Source organism: Streptomyces sp. NPDC027189 (assembly GCF_055566975.1).
In genome coordinates this window covers 385,652-401,444 of record NZ_JBVHRI010000004.1, presented here as the reverse complement: position 1 = coordinate 401,444, position 15,793 = coordinate 385,652, and the positions used below count along the sequence as shown (strand labels likewise).

At 70.0% G+C, this 15,793-nt stretch carries 16 protein-coding genes; 2 read left to right on the top strand and 14 right to left on the bottom strand.

Annotated elements, in window-relative coordinates; all coding sequences use genetic code 11:
- Positions 1–196: 196 nt before the first annotated feature.
- The 10 genes from ACZ4RZ_RS12750 to ACZ4RZ_RS12705 form a co-directional block, all read right to left on the bottom strand.
- Complete coding sequence (locus ACZ4RZ_RS12750) at positions 197–664, bottom strand: hypothetical protein (protein ID WP_467744033.1); 468 nt, start codon at positions 662–664, stop codon at positions 197–199.
- A complete protein-coding gene (locus ACZ4RZ_RS12745) occupies positions 661–1,170 on the bottom strand; it encodes an RNA polymerase sigma factor (RefSeq protein WP_467744031.1) in 510 nt (169 codons plus the stop codon). The genes ACZ4RZ_RS12750 and ACZ4RZ_RS12745 overlap by 4 nt, the downstream gene beginning before the upstream one ends.
- Positions 1,151–1,624, bottom strand: coding sequence for a DUF3995 domain-containing protein (locus ACZ4RZ_RS12740; protein WP_467744030.1), 474 nt, complete (start codon positions 1,622–1,624; stop codon positions 1,151–1,153). The genes ACZ4RZ_RS12745 and ACZ4RZ_RS12740 overlap by 20 nt, the downstream gene beginning before the upstream one ends.
- A gap of 107 nt (positions 1,625–1,731) precedes the next feature.
- A complete protein-coding gene (locus ACZ4RZ_RS12735) occupies positions 1,732–2,745 on the bottom strand; it encodes an N-acetylglucosamine kinase (protein ID WP_467744028.1) in 1,014 nt (337 codons plus the stop codon).
- Entirely contained in the window at positions 2,742–4,061 is a 1,320-nt protein-coding gene (locus tag ACZ4RZ_RS12730; protein ID WP_467744026.1) for a 6-phospho-beta-glucosidase, read from the bottom strand. Before ACZ4RZ_RS12730 ends, ACZ4RZ_RS12735 begins: the two co-directional genes overlap by 4 nt.
- A gap of 91 nt (positions 4,062–4,152) precedes the next feature.
- Complete coding sequence (locus ACZ4RZ_RS12725) at positions 4,153–5,046, bottom strand: carbohydrate ABC transporter permease (protein ID WP_467744025.1); 894 nt, start codon at positions 5,044–5,046, stop codon at positions 4,153–4,155.
- Between the two features lie 5 nt (positions 5,047–5,051).
- Complete coding sequence (locus tag ACZ4RZ_RS12720) at positions 5,052–6,020, bottom strand: carbohydrate ABC transporter permease (protein WP_467744024.1); 969 nt, start codon at positions 6,018–6,020, stop codon at positions 5,052–5,054.
- Positions 6,021–6,027: 7 nt separating this feature from the next.
- Positions 6,028–7,365 (bottom strand): ABC transporter substrate-binding protein, encoded by a 1,338-nt coding sequence (locus ACZ4RZ_RS12715; protein ID WP_467744023.1) that lies wholly within the window; start codon positions 7,363–7,365, stop codon positions 6,028–6,030.
- A gap of 60 nt (positions 7,366–7,425) precedes the next feature.
- Positions 7,426–8,637 carry an ROK family transcriptional regulator gene (locus ACZ4RZ_RS12710; RefSeq protein ID WP_467744021.1) on the bottom strand — a complete coding sequence of 404 codons (1,212 nt, stop codon included), beginning with the start codon at positions 8,635–8,637 and terminating at the stop codon, positions 7,426–7,428.
- A gap of 200 nt (positions 8,638–8,837) precedes the next feature.
- Complete coding sequence (locus ACZ4RZ_RS12705; protein WP_467744020.1) at positions 8,838–9,671, bottom strand: hypothetical protein; 834 nt, start codon at positions 9,669–9,671, stop codon at positions 8,838–8,840.
- Between the two features lie 480 nt (positions 9,672–10,151).
- Here ACZ4RZ_RS12705 and ACZ4RZ_RS12700 point away from each other — a divergent pair, with 480 nt between their 5' ends.
- Positions 10,152–10,712, top strand: coding sequence for a hypothetical protein (locus tag ACZ4RZ_RS12700; protein WP_467744019.1), 561 nt, complete (start codon positions 10,152–10,154; stop codon positions 10,710–10,712).
- A gap of 118 nt (positions 10,713–10,830) precedes the next feature.
- Here the strand turns inward: ACZ4RZ_RS12700 and ACZ4RZ_RS12695 are convergent, their stop codons facing one another.
- Complete coding sequence (locus ACZ4RZ_RS12695) at positions 10,831–11,934, bottom strand: mechanosensitive ion channel family protein (RefSeq protein WP_467744017.1); 1,104 nt, start codon at positions 11,932–11,934, stop codon at positions 10,831–10,833.
- Positions 11,935–12,207: 273 nt separating this feature from the next.
- On the opposite strand from ACZ4RZ_RS12695, the gene ACZ4RZ_RS12690 reads away from it, so the two are divergent.
- Complete coding sequence (locus tag ACZ4RZ_RS12690) at positions 12,208–12,744, top strand: HNH endonuclease (protein WP_327428786.1); 537 nt, start codon at positions 12,208–12,210, stop codon at positions 12,742–12,744.
- A gap of 51 nt (positions 12,745–12,795) precedes the next feature.
- Here ACZ4RZ_RS12690 and ACZ4RZ_RS12685 read toward each other — a convergent pair whose 3' ends face one another.
- Genes ACZ4RZ_RS12685 through ACZ4RZ_RS12675 form a run of 3 tightly spaced genes read right to left on the bottom strand, consistent with a single transcriptional unit; the run spans position 12,796 to position 15,775 of the window.
- Positions 12,796–13,446, bottom strand: coding sequence for a hypothetical protein (locus tag ACZ4RZ_RS12685; RefSeq protein ID WP_467744015.1), 651 nt, complete (start codon positions 13,444–13,446; stop codon positions 12,796–12,798).
- Positions 13,443–14,981: an MFS transporter gene (locus ACZ4RZ_RS12680; protein WP_467744014.1), complete on the bottom strand. Its 1,539-nt coding sequence runs from the start codon at positions 14,979–14,981 to the stop codon at positions 13,443–13,445. Before ACZ4RZ_RS12680 ends, ACZ4RZ_RS12685 begins: the two co-directional genes overlap by 4 nt.
- Complete coding sequence (locus ACZ4RZ_RS12675; RefSeq protein ID WP_467744327.1) at positions 14,978–15,775, bottom strand: ATP-binding cassette domain-containing protein; 798 nt, start codon at positions 15,773–15,775, stop codon at positions 14,978–14,980. The genes ACZ4RZ_RS12680 and ACZ4RZ_RS12675 overlap by 4 nt, the downstream gene beginning before the upstream one ends.
- Between the last annotated feature and the right edge of the window lie 18 nt (positions 15,776–15,793).

Sequence of the window (15,793 nt, the reverse complement as noted above, 5' to 3'; positions counted from 1 at the left end):
AAGCACGGACAGCGGACAGAGGCGTACGGCCGCAAGTATCGCCGCCGGGACTGACATCCGCACAGGCCTTGACTCGATCTTGTTCCGATCGCAGCGCACTTGTCGAATTCCGGCGCAGGGCAAGGCTCCCGCACCACCCCCCTTCCCATGAATACGCCGTTCGGATCTGTTCGGTTCCCGCCCGACGCCGCCGCGTTCACAGCAGGCCGGTCAGCCGTCGCAGACTGCGCTCCCCTTCGCGCCGTACCCCCAGCGGCACCAGCGCGGCGTGTCCCGGCACCCGCACGCCTCCGGTGAACGCCACCCGGGTGCCGTCGCCGTCCGGCGCCGCGGCGACGCCGACCAACAGGAACCGGCTCTGCAGCCAGCACCAGCCCGGCCGCTGCTCCCCGCGCAGCAGGGCCCGCATCCCGTACTTGCTGCGGGCCAGCGCCTCGACGCGGGCACCGTCCCGCCGCAGGACCCGCAGCCCCCGCATGTCGGGCGTGACGCGCCCGAACTCGCCCTCCAGGTCGCCCAGCAGGGCCCATACGCGCTCGTACGGGGCGGCCACGACGCCCTCGGTGACATGGGCGCCGCGGATGCCGGCGGCGAGCACGTGCAGGCGCCGCACCGGGTCGAGGCCGGCGACGGGCCAGTGGCTGGTCGTGTCGCGTCCGGTCATGAGGTCCACGCCTTCCGGAAGGTGTCACGTGCCCGGTGCAGCCGGGACTTGACGGTGCCGACGCGGAGGCCGAGCAACTCGGCCGCGGCCCGCTCGTCCAGGCCCTCCACGTCGCGCAGGACGAGAACGGCCCGGTGCTCGGGGGACAGCCGGTCCAGTACGTCCCTGATGTCGGCGGCGAGTTCGGGGTCGCCGCGCGAGGGCAGGGTGCTCAGATCGGCGGGCACCGCGCGGGCGGCGCGCCGGGCCAGCCGGACCGCCTCGCGCACCGCGATGGCTCGGACCCAGCCGCGCAACGCGGCCGGGTCCTTGAGGGAGCGCAGCGAGCGGAACACCGCGACCAGCGCCTCCTGTGCGGCGTCGGGCCCGTGGTCCAAGGCGATGGGGCCGCAGATACGGCCTACGTAGGGGGCCAGTTCGTCCAGCAGTTCGGCCATGGCCAGGGTGTCGCCGCGCTGGGCGGCGCGCACCCGGCGGACCGTTTCCTCATCGGACACGTACGGCATCTTCCCAACGGGCGGTGTTCTCCCGGGCAGCGGTGCCCTGTTGGCGGGCGACCCTGAGCGCGGCCGCGGACAGCACCGCGCACAACGGGGTGTAAAGGCCGAGGTTGAGCCAGTAGAAGGTGGTCCCGGTGTCCTGCGCGAAGAGCCAGTAGACGCCCGCCAGTGCCCGTAGGGACAGCCCGGCCGCCACCGCGAGGGTGCCGAGGCGGAGCAGCCGGTGCGGGCGCCGGGACTGGGCGACGACGATGCCGCTCGCCGTCAGCAGGAGCGCGGCGAGCGGCAGGACGACGGGTGGGGTGAACGGGGCCTCGGTGCCCAGGACCGCGTACGACAGGCTCTTCTCGTCGGCGGCGGGCCAGGTGGAACCGGTCGCCCAGTAGAGGTGGAACAGAGCGTCCACGGTGAGTACCGAGGCGAGGAGTGCGGCGGCTCGTGTGGCCGTGCGGTCGGACATGAGGCCTCCTGGGATGGGAATCGACACCCACCAGAGGAGGCCTCCGGGCCATTCGTTCCCGCGGATGTGCGGGAATTTCCGGCGCGGACACCCGGACCCCCGGCTCCTCAGGCCTCCTCGTAGAACGCCCGCACGCGCGCGTGCACCTCCCTCTGAGCCCCTACGTGGTCCAGGCCCAGGAGGGCGGCGCCGAGGACGGGGCTTGCCGTGACCACCTGGGGGACCGCCTTCGGGGCGCGGACCGCGAGGAGTTCGTGGACGCGGTCGTCGAGTTGGGGGTGGCGGGCGGCGAGGATGCTGCCGCCGAGGAGGACCGGGGTCTCCTCGGTGAGGAGGTCCAGCCGGGTCAGGGCGACCGTGGCCATGGCGACCACCTCGTCCGCGAGCCGGTCGACGATCGCGCGGGCCACCGGGTCGCCGTCCACCGCCGTGGCGAACAGGACGGGCGTCAGCTCGTGACGGCGGGCATTGTCGATGTGTTCGAGGTGCAACGCCTCGATCAGGGCGTACATCGAGGTCAGACCGAAGTGCGCGGGCAGCGTGCGCGCCAGGGCCGTGGGGCCGCCCCGGCCGTCCTCCGCCCGCGCCGCGTGCCACAGGGCCTCCTCCGCCAGGCCCCAACCACCGCCCCAGTCCCCGGAGATACGTCCGATCGCCGGGAAGCGGGCGGTGCGGCCGTCGGGCCGCATGCCGACGCAGTTGATGCCGGCCCCGCAGACGACGGCGACTCCGCGCGGCTCGGCCACACCGGCCCGCAGGATCGCGAAGGTGTCGTTGCGCACCTCCACACTCGCGCCCCACGCGCGCGCGTGCAGCGCGGCCGCCAGCTGCTCCTCCTCGACCGGGAGATCCGCGTTGGCCAGGCACGCGGAGACATGGGCGACGGATGCGACACCGGCCTCGGCGAAGGCCCGGCCCACCGCGTCGGCGACCGCGTCCACGGCCGCCTCGACCCCCACGGCCGGTGGGCGGAAACCGCCGCCCCGCGCGGTGCCGACGACCGCGCCGTCGGCAGCGACCACCGCGACGTCGGTCTTGCTGTTCCCCGCGTCGATGGCCAGGACCAGACCCGCGGGGTGGGACCCGGCGGCCGTCCCGGCGCCGGATCCCGATGACGTCATGCCCACGCGAGGTGCTCCCGGTTGTGCGCGATCAGCTGGTCGGTGAGGGCGTCGGCGTACGCGTACTGGCCGACCAGGGGGTGGGAGAGAAGGGCCCGGAAGACACGGTCGCGGCCGCCGCGCAGGGCGGCCTCCAGGGCCAGGTCCTCGTATGCCGTCACATTGGCCATCAGGCCGGCGTACAACGGGTCCACGGACGGCACCGACAGCGGCGCGGGCCCCTTGGAGCCGATCGCCGCCTGCACCTCGATCACGGCGTCGTCCGGGAGGAAGGGGAGCGTGCCCTTGTTGTACGTGTTCACGACCTGGTACGGGCTGCCTCCCATCCGTCGCCCACCACCACCCCCAACGGAGGCCCCTTCGGGCCTGCTTTTTGTTTCGCCCAGCAGCGACGCAGCGAGGTCCACCGCCGCCTCCGAGTAGTACGCGCCGCCCCGCTTGGCGAGCAGATCCGGCTTCTCGTCCAGCGCCGGGTCGGCGTACATCGACAGCAACTGCCGTTCCATTTCGGCGACTTCGGCGGCTCGGGACGGCTTCGTACGCAGCTCTCGTACGACCTCGTCGTGCGCGTAGTAGTAGCGCAGGTAATACGAGGGGACGACCCCGAGGCGGTCGACGATGCTGCGCGGCAGGCGCAGATCGTCGGCGATGGCGTCGCCGTGCTCGGCGAGGAGTTTCGGCAGGACGTTTTCGCCCTCGGGACCGCCCAGGCGCACACCTGTTTCCCAGGTGAGGTGGTTGAGGCCCACATGGTCGAGGTGCACATTGGCGGGGGCGACGCCCAGTAGTCCGGCGAACTTCCGCTGGAAACCGATCGCCACATTGCACAGTCCGACCGTCTTGTGGCCTGCCTGGAGCAGTGCGCGCGTCACGATTCCGACCGGGTTGGTGAAGTCGATGATCCAGGCGTCCGGGTTCGTACGGCGCACCCGCTCCGCGATGTCCAGTACCACCGGCACCGTGCGCAGCGCCTTCGCCAGGCCGCCCGCGCCTGTCGTCTCCTGCCCGATGCAGCCGCACTCCAGCGGCCAGGTCTCGTCCTGTTCGCGGGCTGCCTGGCCGCCGACGCGGAGTTGCAGCAGTACGGCGTCGGCGCCCTCCACGCCCGCGTCCAGGTCGGAGGTCGTCACGATGCGGCCGGGGTGGCCCTGCCGCGCGAAGATCCGCCGGGCGAGGCCGCCCACCAGTTCCAGACGTTCCGCCGCCGGATCGACGAGCACCAGCTCCTCGATCGGCAGGGTGTCGCTCAACCGCGCGAATCCGTCGATGAGTTCGGGGGTGTAGGTCGACCCTCCGCCGACCACGGTGAGTTTCACTGAAGGTTCCCTCGCTTCCAGGTGCCGGGGACATCGAGGTCATCCGGCCGGGGGTCCGGGGGTTGTCCCCCGGGCAGACGCAGCATGCAGGTCAACCCTTCACTCCGGTGAGCGTGACACCCTCGACGAACGCCTTCTGCGCGAAGAAGAACACGAGGATCACGGGGGCCATGACCAGCACGGTCGCGGCCATGGTGAGGTTCCAGTCGGTGTGGTGCGCGCCCTTGAACGACTCCAGACCGTAGGAGAGGGTCCAGGCGGCCGTGTTCTCCGACGCGTAGATCTGGGGCCCGAAGTAGTCGTTCCAGGCGTAGAAGAACTGGAAGAGCGCGACGGCGGCGATGCCGGGCCTGGCCATCGGGAGCACGACCTTCAGGAGTGTCCTGAGGTCGCCGCAGCCGTCCACCTTCGCCGCGTCCACGTACTCGTTCGGGATCGTCATCAGGAACTGGCGCAGCAGGAAGATGGAGAAGGCGTCGCCGAACGCCATCGGGATGATCAGCGGCCAGAGCGTTCCCGACAGGTCCAGCTGCTTCGCCCAGAACAGGTACATCGGGATGATGACCACCTGCGGCGGCAGCATCATCATCGAGATGACCAGCATCAGCGAAAGATTGCGGCCGCGGAAGCGGAACTTGGCGAGCGCGTAGGCGACGGGGATCGACGAGACGACCGTCAGGACCGTGCCGGCACCGGCGTACAGCAGGGTGTTCTTCCACCAGGTCAGGAAGCCCGGTGTGTCGAAGACCTTCTTGTAGTTGCCCCACTCCCACGTGTGCGGGATCAGATCGCGGCTGAGCGCCTGGGTGTCGCTCATCAGCGAGGTCAGGAACACGAACACGAAGGGCAGGACGAAGAAGAGGGCGGCCGCGACCCCCAGCGCGTGGATCGCGACCCACTCCAGCAGGGCCTTGCGGCGGGCGGTGCGCTCGGCGGGCGAGACCGGGGCCCGCACCTCCACCGGCTTGTCGAGTACTTGAGTCATGGGTGTCAGTCACCTGCCTGGATGAGACCGCCCCGGCGCCGCATCAGAAACGCGGTGAACACCATGGACAGGGCGAACAGCACGAGCGCGACCACACAGGCGGAGCCGTAGTCGAAGCGCTGGAAGCCGAGGTTGTAGACGAGCTGCGGCAGGGTGAGCGTCGACTTGTCGGGATAGCCGGGCTCGAACTGCGTACCGGCGCCCTGGATGACGCCCGAGGCGACCTTCCCGGCGATCAGCGGCTGGGTGTAGTACTGCATGGTCTGGATCACGCCGGTGACCACGGCGAACATCACGATCGGTGAGATGTTCGGCAGGGTCACGTACCGGAACCGCTGCCACGCCGAGGCGCCGTCCAGCTCCGCGGCCTCGTACTGCTCGGTCGGTACGTCGAGCAGCGCGGCCATGAAGATGACCATCAGGTCGCCGATGCCCCACAGGGCCAGCAGGGTGAGGGCCGGCTTGGACCAGGTGGGGTCGTTGAACCACCCGGGCGCCGGGATGCCGACCTTCTCCAGGATCGAATTGACCGGGCCCGTACCGGGGTTGAGCAGGAAGGCGAAGGCCATCGTGGCCGCGACCGGCGGGGCGAGGTAGGGCAGATAGAAGAGGGTGCGGAAGACGCCCGTACCCGTCTTGATCTTCGTGATCAGCATTCCGACGCCGAGCCCGAAGACGACCCGCAGCGTGACCATGACGACGACCAGCCACAGGGTGTTCCGCAACGCAGGCCAGAACAGGGGGTAGTTCTCGAAGACATACGTCCAGTTCTTCGTTCCGCTCCACGTCGGCGGTTTGAAGCCGTCGTAGTGCATGAAGGAGAAATAGACGGTCGAGATCAGCGGGTACGCGAAGAAGACCGCGAAGCCGATCAGCCAGGGCGACATGAAGGCGAGCGTCCGAAGTGCTTGTTTTCTGCGCTTCGCCACAAGGCCAGAACGACGGCGCTTCGAAGCGAGGGTTACCGTGCTCATCCCCGTACTACTTCGCCTGCGCGATGTCCGTGTCGATCTGCTGGGCGGTGCTTTCCAGACCCGCCTTCAGATCCTTCGCCTTGCCGCTCTCGTAGTCGTATCCGAACTGCTGGATCGTCACGAGGTAGGTGCCGCCGTTGATGGACGCGGGAGTCGTCGTCGAGTTCGGGTTCGACGCGATGTCCAGGAACGTCTTGAAGCGCGGGTCGTACTTGAGCTTCGGCGACTTCAGCGCCGCGAGCGTCGACGGCACATTGTGGATGTCGTTGGCGAAGCCGACCACCGCGTCCGTGTTCGTGGTCATGTATTTGACCAGTTCCCAGGCCGCGTTCTGCTTCTTGCTGGTGGAGGCGATGCCCGCGATGGTGCCGGTGATGTAGCCCTTGCCGTACTGGTCGGCCTGGTCGTCGGGCACGGGCAGCGGGGCGACGCCGATCTCGAAGTCCGGCTTGGCCTCCTCTGCCATACCGAGCCGCCACTCACCGTCCAGCTGCATGGCGACCTGACCGGTGTGGAAGGGGTGCTTGGGGCCCCACTCGTCACCGAGCTTGGAGCGGTACGTCTCCAGTTTCCTGTAACCGCCGAGTTCGTCGACGAGCTTCTTCTGGAGGGTGAAACCGGCCGTGAAAGCGGGGTCCTTGGCGATGTTCGACTTGCCGCTGCTGTCGAAGTACGTCGGTGAGAACTGGCCGAAGTAGTGCTCGGTCGTCGACTCCCAGCCGTGGTAGTTCGGCATGAAGCCGAGCTGCGAGTAGGAGTCGCCCTTGGCGATGGTGAGCTTCTTGGCGTCCTTCTCGAATTCGGACCAGGTCTTCGGGGGGCTGGTGATGCCGGCCTTCTTGAACGCGGTCTTGTTGTAGTAGAGCCCGTACGCGTCACCGAGCAGCGGCACCGTGCAGCGGTTGCCGTCGAACTGGGTGTACTCGTTCATCGCCTTCGGGAAGGTCGTCTCCGGGTCGATGCCGGCCTTCTTGAAGAAGGGGTTCAGATCGACGAAGGCGCCGGAGGAGCAGAACTTGCCCACGTTGTTGGTGGTGAAGGAGGAGACCACATCGGGGGCCTTGTCCCCGCCCGCGCGCAGCGCCTGATTGATCTTGTCGTCCGTCATGTTGCCGACGATGTTCACGTGGATGTTGGGATGCGCCTTCTCGAATCCCGCGACCAGGGACTTCACGGCCTTGACCTCGCTGGGCGCGCTCCAGGCGTGCCAGAAGTTGATCGTCTGCTCCTTGGACGCGTCGTCGTCCGCGCCGGAGGAGGACTGGCCGGTACAGGCGGTGGCGAGGAGGGCTATCGAGGCGGAAGCGGCGAGCGCAGTGACCGCTTTCCGGGACATTCCGGGCATGACGGGGTCTCCCTAGGGCAGGGCGGGGGCGGTGAAGGTGGTGAGCGTGCAGGGAACGGACTAGCGGGAGGTGTCGAAGACCTCGTCGCGGGTGGCTGCCAGGGCGCTTTCCAACGCGCCGCGCAGCACGGGGTGTTCGTGTACGTCGCCGACGACGAGGCGCGGCCGGGACGCGGCCAGCTCCTCCAACTCGGCCTGGACCAGGGCGCGCAGTGGTTCGCCGCCCGCGGTGAGCGACGCGCCGCTGAGCACGACGAGCTCGGGGTCGAGCACGGAGACCAGCGAGGCGAGACCGGTGGCGAGACCGGTCGCGTAGGTCTCCAGGAGCCGTTGGTGCGGCCCCTCGTTGATGGCGACGGCGCGCTCGACGAGGGCCGCGGCGACCTCGGCGTACGGACCCGTCGGTATGTCCTTGATGCCGAGCTCGCGGGCCAGCTTGGGCAGGGCCTGCGAACCGGCCAGCTCCTGGTAGCCGCCGCTGTTGGTCTTGGTGACCTGCCGCACCAGGGGCGCGCCCGGCACCGGCAGGAAGCCGACCTCGCCGGCGCCGCCGGTCCAGCCGCGGTGCAGCCGTCCGCCGAGGACGAGCGCGGCGCCGAGACCGCCCTCGTTCCACAGGAGCACGAAGTCCTCGTGGCCCTGGGCGGCACCGAGCCGCTGCTCGGCGATGGCGACGAGGTTGACGTCGTTCTCGTACTCGACGGGCATCGGCAGCGCGGCCGCGAGCTCCTCGAGCAGGCTGGGGGAGTGCCAGCCGGGCAGGTGCGAGGCGTAGCGCAGCCGCCCGGTGTTCGGGTCGAAGGCGCCGGGGGTGCCGATGACGAGGCGCCGCACGTCGTCCCTGGCGAGCCCGGCGGCCTTCACCGCGCCGTCGAGGGCATCGGTGACCTGGCGTACGACGGGCTGCGCGGGGCGCCGGCCGGGGGTGAGCAGCTCGTACTCGCCGACGGTCCGGCCGGTGACGTCCGCGACGGCGGCGAGGATGCGTTCGGGGGTGACGTCCAGGCCGGCCGCGTAGGCGGCGCCCGGATTGACCACGTACAACTGCGCGCTGGGGCCCGGGCGGCCCTCGCTGGTGCCGGTGGCGAGGACGAGTCCCGCCGCCTCCAGACGGGCGAGGAGCTGCGAGGCGGTGGGCTTGGACAGCCCGGTGAGCTTCCCGATCCTGGTCCGTGACAGCGGTCCGTGCGCGAGAAGCAGATCGAGGGCGGCGCGGTCGTTCATGGCGCGCAGGACGCGCGGAGTGCCCGGCGTACCGGCGGATCCTGCCATGGGGTCGACACCTGCCTTTCAACTGCCCACCTTCCCAGTGACCTGGGAGGAAAGTCCATCCGGTGATCACTGTTAGGAAAGTTTCCTATTGGGTGGAAGGAACGTAAGCCCGGAGCGAAGGAGGCGTCAATAGAAACCGCCCCCGAGGCAACAGACTCGTTACCTGCGGGGGCGGTGCGCTTGCTCTGTGCCGAGGACGACTACGTGACGTCGACGAAGTCACCGGCGGCCGTCTTGGCCCCGGTCGAGGCCGTCCCGGCGAACTTGTAGCGGTAGTAGCCGTCGGCGGAGGCCTTGACCGTGGTCTTGAGGGCGCCTGCGGTGCCCGACGTCACGGTCTTGATGGTGGTGTACGTGTCCGAGCCCTTGGCCCGGAACTGGAGCGCGACCGACTGGCTCGTGTACCCGGCGTACTTGCTGGTGTACCAGTTGGCCCGGGTCAGGGTGCCCGTGACCGTGAGGGTCTCGCCCTTCGCCACCGGTTCCGGAGCGGCGTTGACGGTGAGCTTGGCGGCGCGCTTGATCTGGGCGGAGCCCAGGCCGCCCCACATGTCGTAGCCGTACTCGAAGCTGATGTGCCCGTCGGAGCCGTCGTTGTCCTGGGCGATGTGCCCGTAGAAGCCGGCGGCCTTCCAGGTGGTGGCGTCCGCGGCCTCGTACAGGGCCTCGTACGGATCGATGACGATGGTCTCCGTGCAGGACTCGGTCACCGTGGTGTCGGTCGTGGCGGTGGTGGTGCAGGTGGGAGCGTCGTCGGGCTCCATCTCGTTGAGGATGTCGGAGAGCGAACCCCGGTAGAGGGCGATGCCCGCGGCGTTCGTCTTGTAGTCGATGACGAGGTCGGCCGGGCGGGTCAGCGTGTAGGTGACCGGAACCTTCACCGCGCTGGTGGTGCCGACGACGATCGCCTTCCCGCCGTTGACCGTCACGCCGGAGAAGGTGAGGTCCGGCGAGGCGGCCGACGCGGTCGGCACAGCCAGGGCGGACAGAGCCAGGGCACCCGAGACGGCGGCGCCTATGGCGAACTTGCGCATGAATTCCCCACATTCGAAGCGGGCCCCTGGGCGTTGCGCTCCAGAACAAGGGCCCGCTGTTGGGGGTGACGATAAGGCGTGGGCGGATGCGGCGGGAATGCGGAAAACCTGTGAAGAGGATTAATTCCGGCCCGGGGCGATCGGTGGTTCCAGGCCGGAATCGACACGTGTCACAACTCGATCACGATCCCCGTATGCGCAGGTCGGCGGGTGTGCAGTGGGCATTCGGGCCCATCTGTCCGGTCTGGCTGGAATGGGCGACGGAGTTCGCACAGTTTCATCACAGCCGTGAATCGGTCGAGTCCGCTCCCTTCCCGCGCGTCAAGGGTGTCGACGCGGATTGAGATCACCGTGTAGTGACGATGGCTCACCTGTGCGGCCCCACTCACAGGTCCCCTTTTCGTTGATGACGTACGGTGCCGGGCGGGCCTTGGCCCGAACATCCCCAACCCGGGCCGAACCCTCCGGAAGTGACTGCTCATGAGGCTGCTGTTGGCGTGCTGGCGCACCGTCGTCGGCAGACTTGTCCCGCTGGCGGTCACCCAGTTGCTCATCGTCCTCTGGGGGGACGGCTTCACATGGGCGAGCCTGGGCGGGCAGGTGACCTCCTGCCTGCTGGCGTGGGGAGCCGTGAGCCTGGTGGCGGCGGCCATCGCGTTTCTGGCGCTGGGAAGGCGGGCCCGCGCCTCCGGCCTGGCACTCTCCGCCGGAGCCCTGGACGAGCGGCAGACGCATGTGCTGCGCGCGATGCCTGTCTCCGAGGGATGGCAGGAGCGGGTCCGTGACCAACTGACGGCGTCCGAGCGGGCGTTCCTCGTCGCCGAGAAGGGCCGCGAGGAGATCCACTTCCGCTGGCGCCCCGGACGCGGCGACCAGTCCGTCTGGGGATCGCTGTCCTTCGACGCGCCCTCGGGCGACGTCCGCCTCGACGTCCGCGACGGGGAAGGCCTCTTGGGGGTGGCGGGCCTGGGGAAGGGGTCCGCCTTCGCCGCGGCGTGCCAGATAGCCCGGGCCGCAGGGCTGTCGCAGCGGACGGGCTGAAGCCGCGCGTCTACTCGAACGAGCGTGCTGAACCGTTACGGCCACCGGGGTCCCGTACAGACGAGGGAGGCGGCGCCCGGAGCCCCGGATGCCGCCTCCCTCGTACCCACCGTGTGCGCTACTTGGGAACGCTCGACGGTGCCGGTGCCGGTGTGATCGGTGAGGCCGCCACGGCCTGCGGGGACGCCGGGTTCGCGTGGGCCGACGGGGCCGCTATGGCCTCCGTCGGGTCCGGGGCCGGGTTCTCCTCCGGTTCCGTCACGGGGCCGCCCACGATACGGATGTCCGCGGCGTCGAAGGCGCGCTTGATGCGCCAGCGCAGCTCGCGTTCCACGGAGAGGGCCTTGCCGGGCATCGTCTTGGCCGAGACGCGGACGATCATGGAGTCGAGCAGGACGCTGTCGAGGCCGAGGACCTCGATCGGGCCCCAGAGGCGCTCGTTCCAGGGCTCTTCCTTGCTCATGTCCTCGGCGACCTCGTTCAGGACGGACTGGACGCGGTCCAGGTCCTCCGAGGCGCGGACGGTGACGTCGACGCCGGCCGTGGCCCAGCCCTGGGAGAGGTTGCCGATGCGCTTGACCTCGCCATTGCGGACGTACCAGATCTCGCCGTTGTCGCCGCGCAGTTTGGTCACGCGCAGACCCACCTCGACGACCTCGCCGGAGGCGATGCCCGCGTCGATCGTGTCGCCGACGCCGTACTGGTCCTCGAGAATCATGAAGACGCCGGAGAGGAAGTCGGTGACCAGGTTGCGCGCGCCGAAACCGATCGCGACACCGGCCACACCCGCCGAGGCGAGCAGCGGTGCCAGATTGATCTCGAACGTGCCGAGGATCATCAGGGCGGCCGTGCCCATGATCAGGAACGACGCCACGGAGCGGAGCACCGAACCGATGGCCTGCGAGCGCTGGCGGCGGCGCTCGACATTCACCAGCAGGCCACCGAGGGCCGTGCCATCGACCGCCTGCGCGGTGCGGTTCATGCGTTCTATCAGCTTGGTGATGGCCCGCCGGACGGCCACTCTCAGTACCGCCGCGATCACCAGGATCAGCAGGACCCGCAGACCGATGGAGAGCCAGGTGGACCAGTTCTGCTCGACCCAGCCGGCGGCGTTGGTCGCACTTTCCTGGGCGTCCTGAAGCGTGGCGACCGTCGGGTCCGTCGACGTCGAGGGAGACGGCGACGGCGTCGAACCGGCGGCCAATAGGACGGGCAGGGACACGGCAGATACCTCCAGGCGTAGCGGTCTGCCCGCGGCAGGGGACACAAGAGGGGCACCGGTCGGGCAGACCCACCACACTAACGGGGCATCGTGTGTGGATCGTTGCGATGTTCGAGGGAGAGACTGTGCTCACCTGGGGATGAAGAAGGTGTGGTCGAAAACACTCCCAGCCCGTTACCGGGACATGGTGGCGCTTCCACCAGGCATTCGGGGACACTGGCCACAGATCGTCCCGGCGCGAGCCACGCGCCGCCGGCGTACAAGGAGGCATCCGTGCCGCATGTCCTGGTCCTCAATGCGTCGTACGAGCCGCTCGGCGTCGTACCGCTCCGCCGCGCGCTCGTCCTCGTCCTCGAGAACAAGGCCATCTGCCTCGAGGAATCCGGCGCCTTTATGCATAGTGCAACCGTTACTGTCCCCGCACCCAGCGTGGTCCGGCTGAAGAGGTTCGTGCGGGTCCCTTACCGGGGGCCCGTTCCGCTGACCAGGCGAGCTCTGTTCGCTCGCGACGGCGGCCGGTGCATGTACTGCGGTGGCGTCGCAACCAGCGTCGACCACGTCATCCCGCGCTCCCGCGGAGGTCAGCACGCCTGGGAAAACGTGGTGGCGTCATGCCGCCGCTGCAACCACACCAAGGCCGACCGCCACCTGGTCGAGATCGGCTGGCGCCTGCGCCATAAACCCGCCCCGCCGACGGGGCTCGCGTGGCGCATCATCGGAACAGGGCATAGGGACCCGCGCTGGCTGCCATATCTGCAGCCGTACGGCGCGGATGACGCGATGGCCCGGATCGACGGCATTTCCGCCTGACGACCCGGGCTTTTGCATACTCCGCGGCCGTTCCGTTCCGTCGACCCCGCGTCAGGCGCGGGGTCCTTCGGGACGGGTGCCGCGCGCTGCGCAGAGTGCCGTGCCGAGTACGAAGAGTGCGAGGCCCACGGCCCAGGCGCCGCGCTGCGGACCCGGCTGCATGGACCAGGCGAGAACTGTCGCCTTACTCACACTGGGCGAGGCGGCCGAGATGTACACGGCGCTGAAGTACAGCGTTGTCGGCATCCAGCTCACCCGGGCGCCGAGCAGCGCCGCCGCGGCCGCCGTGATGCCGATCGCCCCCAGAGTGTTGCGGACCATCGCCGCCGCGCCGAACTCCTGGGAGTGCCCCGGCACGGCGAGGGCCAGCAGCGCCGCCGCGAGCGCGGACAGGACCAGCAGGTGGGCCAGCCGTCGCGGCCACCAGGGGCGTACGGCGGTGTCGTCCAGGTCGCGCGTATACGTGTGGAGGCTCACGCCGATCGCCGCCGAGACCAGCAGCGGGGCGAGCGCGACCAGCGGCACCCTGCGGTACGGGTCGAGGTAGGAGGCCGGACGGCTCGCCACCCACAGGGTGAGGAGCGCGGCGCAGAACAGGGCCGCCAGGGTTGTCGGGAAGCCGCGGGAGCGGGCATAGAGGGCGAAGGGGTTGAGCCGGGGCCCGGGTACGACCTTTACGTGGAGTCTCCGTACGGCATTCACAGGGACGGGACCTCGCTCGGGTTCGGGTCGCACTGTGTGGCCGTCGCGAAGTAGCGACCGAGCCAGGAGCGGCGTTCGTCGTCGGTCATGGCGGTGAGGTGCGCGTGCGCCTTGTCCATGGCGCGGAACTTCGCGAGTTCCTTCGTGTCACCCTGCTGCCGGGCCTGCGCCACGGATTGCTCGCGTATCTCCTCGGACGCCGAATCCGGGGCCAGCCAGCGCAGTACGGCCTCGTCGGTGACCTGGACCCGCTGGGACGGCGACTCCTCGCAGTCCGGGCGGACCAGCGTTTGGGCAGCCTCCCACGCGTACCGCTCGGGATCGGTCACCTTGCCGCGGACGGCGCTCCAGCCGAGCGGGGTGAGTATCGGCAGTTGTGCCTCGTCCCGGTGCGGGGACCGCCAGAGGTCCTCGTAGCGGACCGGAAGGTTCCGCACGCCTTTCAGCCGGCCGGTGAGACCGGACAGGGCGTGGGTCACCTCCGGCAGCATGCCGGGATAGGTGGCGTTGACACAGACGCGTGGGGTGGTGGAGTCGTCGCACACCTGGCGGTGGGCGAGCGGGTTGTCGCGCAGCAGGCCGTCGCCCGTGTGGACCAGCAGGACGGCGGCGCCGAGCGCGGCCGCGAGCGGCAGCAGCGCGGTGGCGCGGCGATGCGCCGCATGGGCCAGGACCGCGGCGGCGGCGAGCCCGGCCACCCACAGGGCCGACACGACCGGGTACCACCAGACGGCGAGGTCGTAGTCACCGAAGACGTGGACCGATGCGAACGTGAGATAGCGGAGGCCGGACCGGTGGTTGCTGAGGATGCCGGAGACGACGTATCCGCAGATCGCGAGCAGGGGAGCGGTCAGCCGGAAGGGGGCCACCCGCCCGGCCGCGTGACCGAGAACCGTGCAGGCGGCGAGCGAGAGGGCGGCCCCGGCGTAGACGATCGGCACCGGGCCGCCCGCCGACGCGTACGGCGCGCAGGCCGCCAGTACTCCGGCGACCACGGCCAGATAGGCCGTCGCAAGCCAGCAGGCGAGTGGCAGGGCGGTCGCCAGAAGCTGGACGAGTGGCGTGCGAGCGGTCGAGGCGCGCAGCTCCGTCATCCGCAGCCTGCGCTCCCGGCCGCCCTGCCAGGAGCCCGCGGCGAGCGCGAACGGAACGGCGATCATGGCGGCCGCCGTGCTCAGCTCTTCGGTCGTCTCCCCCCAACTTCCCTGCCACTGCGCCGATTTGGCGGCAAGGGGCCACGCGAGAGCGAGCGTCAGTCCCGCTGCTGCCCAGGGGGCGAAGCCGCGCAGGGACTCGACGCGGAAGGGGTGGGGAGCGGAGCGGGGATGGAGTTCAGGGGTTGGTGGAGCCTGGGGCCGCACGTCTGCCGGCCGGCCTTCCTGGGCCCGCACGGCTGTCGGGTGGCCTCCATGGAGCTGCCCGTCCGTCGGGCGGCTGTTGTTCGGTTCGGGACGCCGGCTCGTACCGTGGTCCCCGTCGGTCCGGGCCTGCGTGTCGCCCGGACCGTCGCCGTCCGGCTGGATGCGTACGTTCATCGGCCGGCTCCCGCCGCTGTCGCCGTGCGATGGCCGCGCAAGGCCGCCGTGTAACCGCGCTCGATGGCGTTGCCGTCGGACTCGTGACCGTCCGCGCCGAGGGCCGCGAGCGAGCGGGGCGTGCCGCGGTAGGCGACCTGGCCGGCCTCGATCAGGGTCACGTCCGTGCAGGCCGCGGCCACGTCCTCGACCAGGTGGGTGGAGACGAGCACGGTGGCGGTCCTGCCCAACTCCCGCAGCAGCGCGCGGAACTCGACGCGCTGTTCCGGGTCGAGGCCCGCGGTGGGCTCGTCGAGGAGCAGGACGCGAGGGTCGTTCACGATGGCCTGGGCGATGCCGACGCGGCGGATCATGCCGCCGGACAGGGTCTTGACCTTCGCGTCGATACGGTCGGCGAGGCCGACCCGGGCCACGGCCCGCTCGACCGCGGCAGCGGCGGTCGCGGCCGGCAGCTCCTTCAGCCACGCCACATAGGCGACGAACTCCCGCACCGTGAAGCCCGGGTAGTACCCGAAGTCCTGGGGCAGGTAGCCGAGTTCCCGGCGGACCGCCCTGCGTTCCCGGTGGCCGCGGAGGCCACTGCCGAGGATCTCCACCCGGCCCGCGGTGGGCTCCGCGACCGTCGCGAGGACGCGGATGAGCGAGGTCTTGCCGGCGCCGTTGGGGCCGAGCAGACCGTGTACGCCGGTGCCGAAGTCCAGGTCGACGGCGTCCAGGGCGGTGGTCCTGCGGTGCCGGACGGTCAGCCCGGAGACCCGTATGGCGGCGGTCCACAGACCGTCACGGGCGTCCATGGCCGTGGCTGTCCCGGG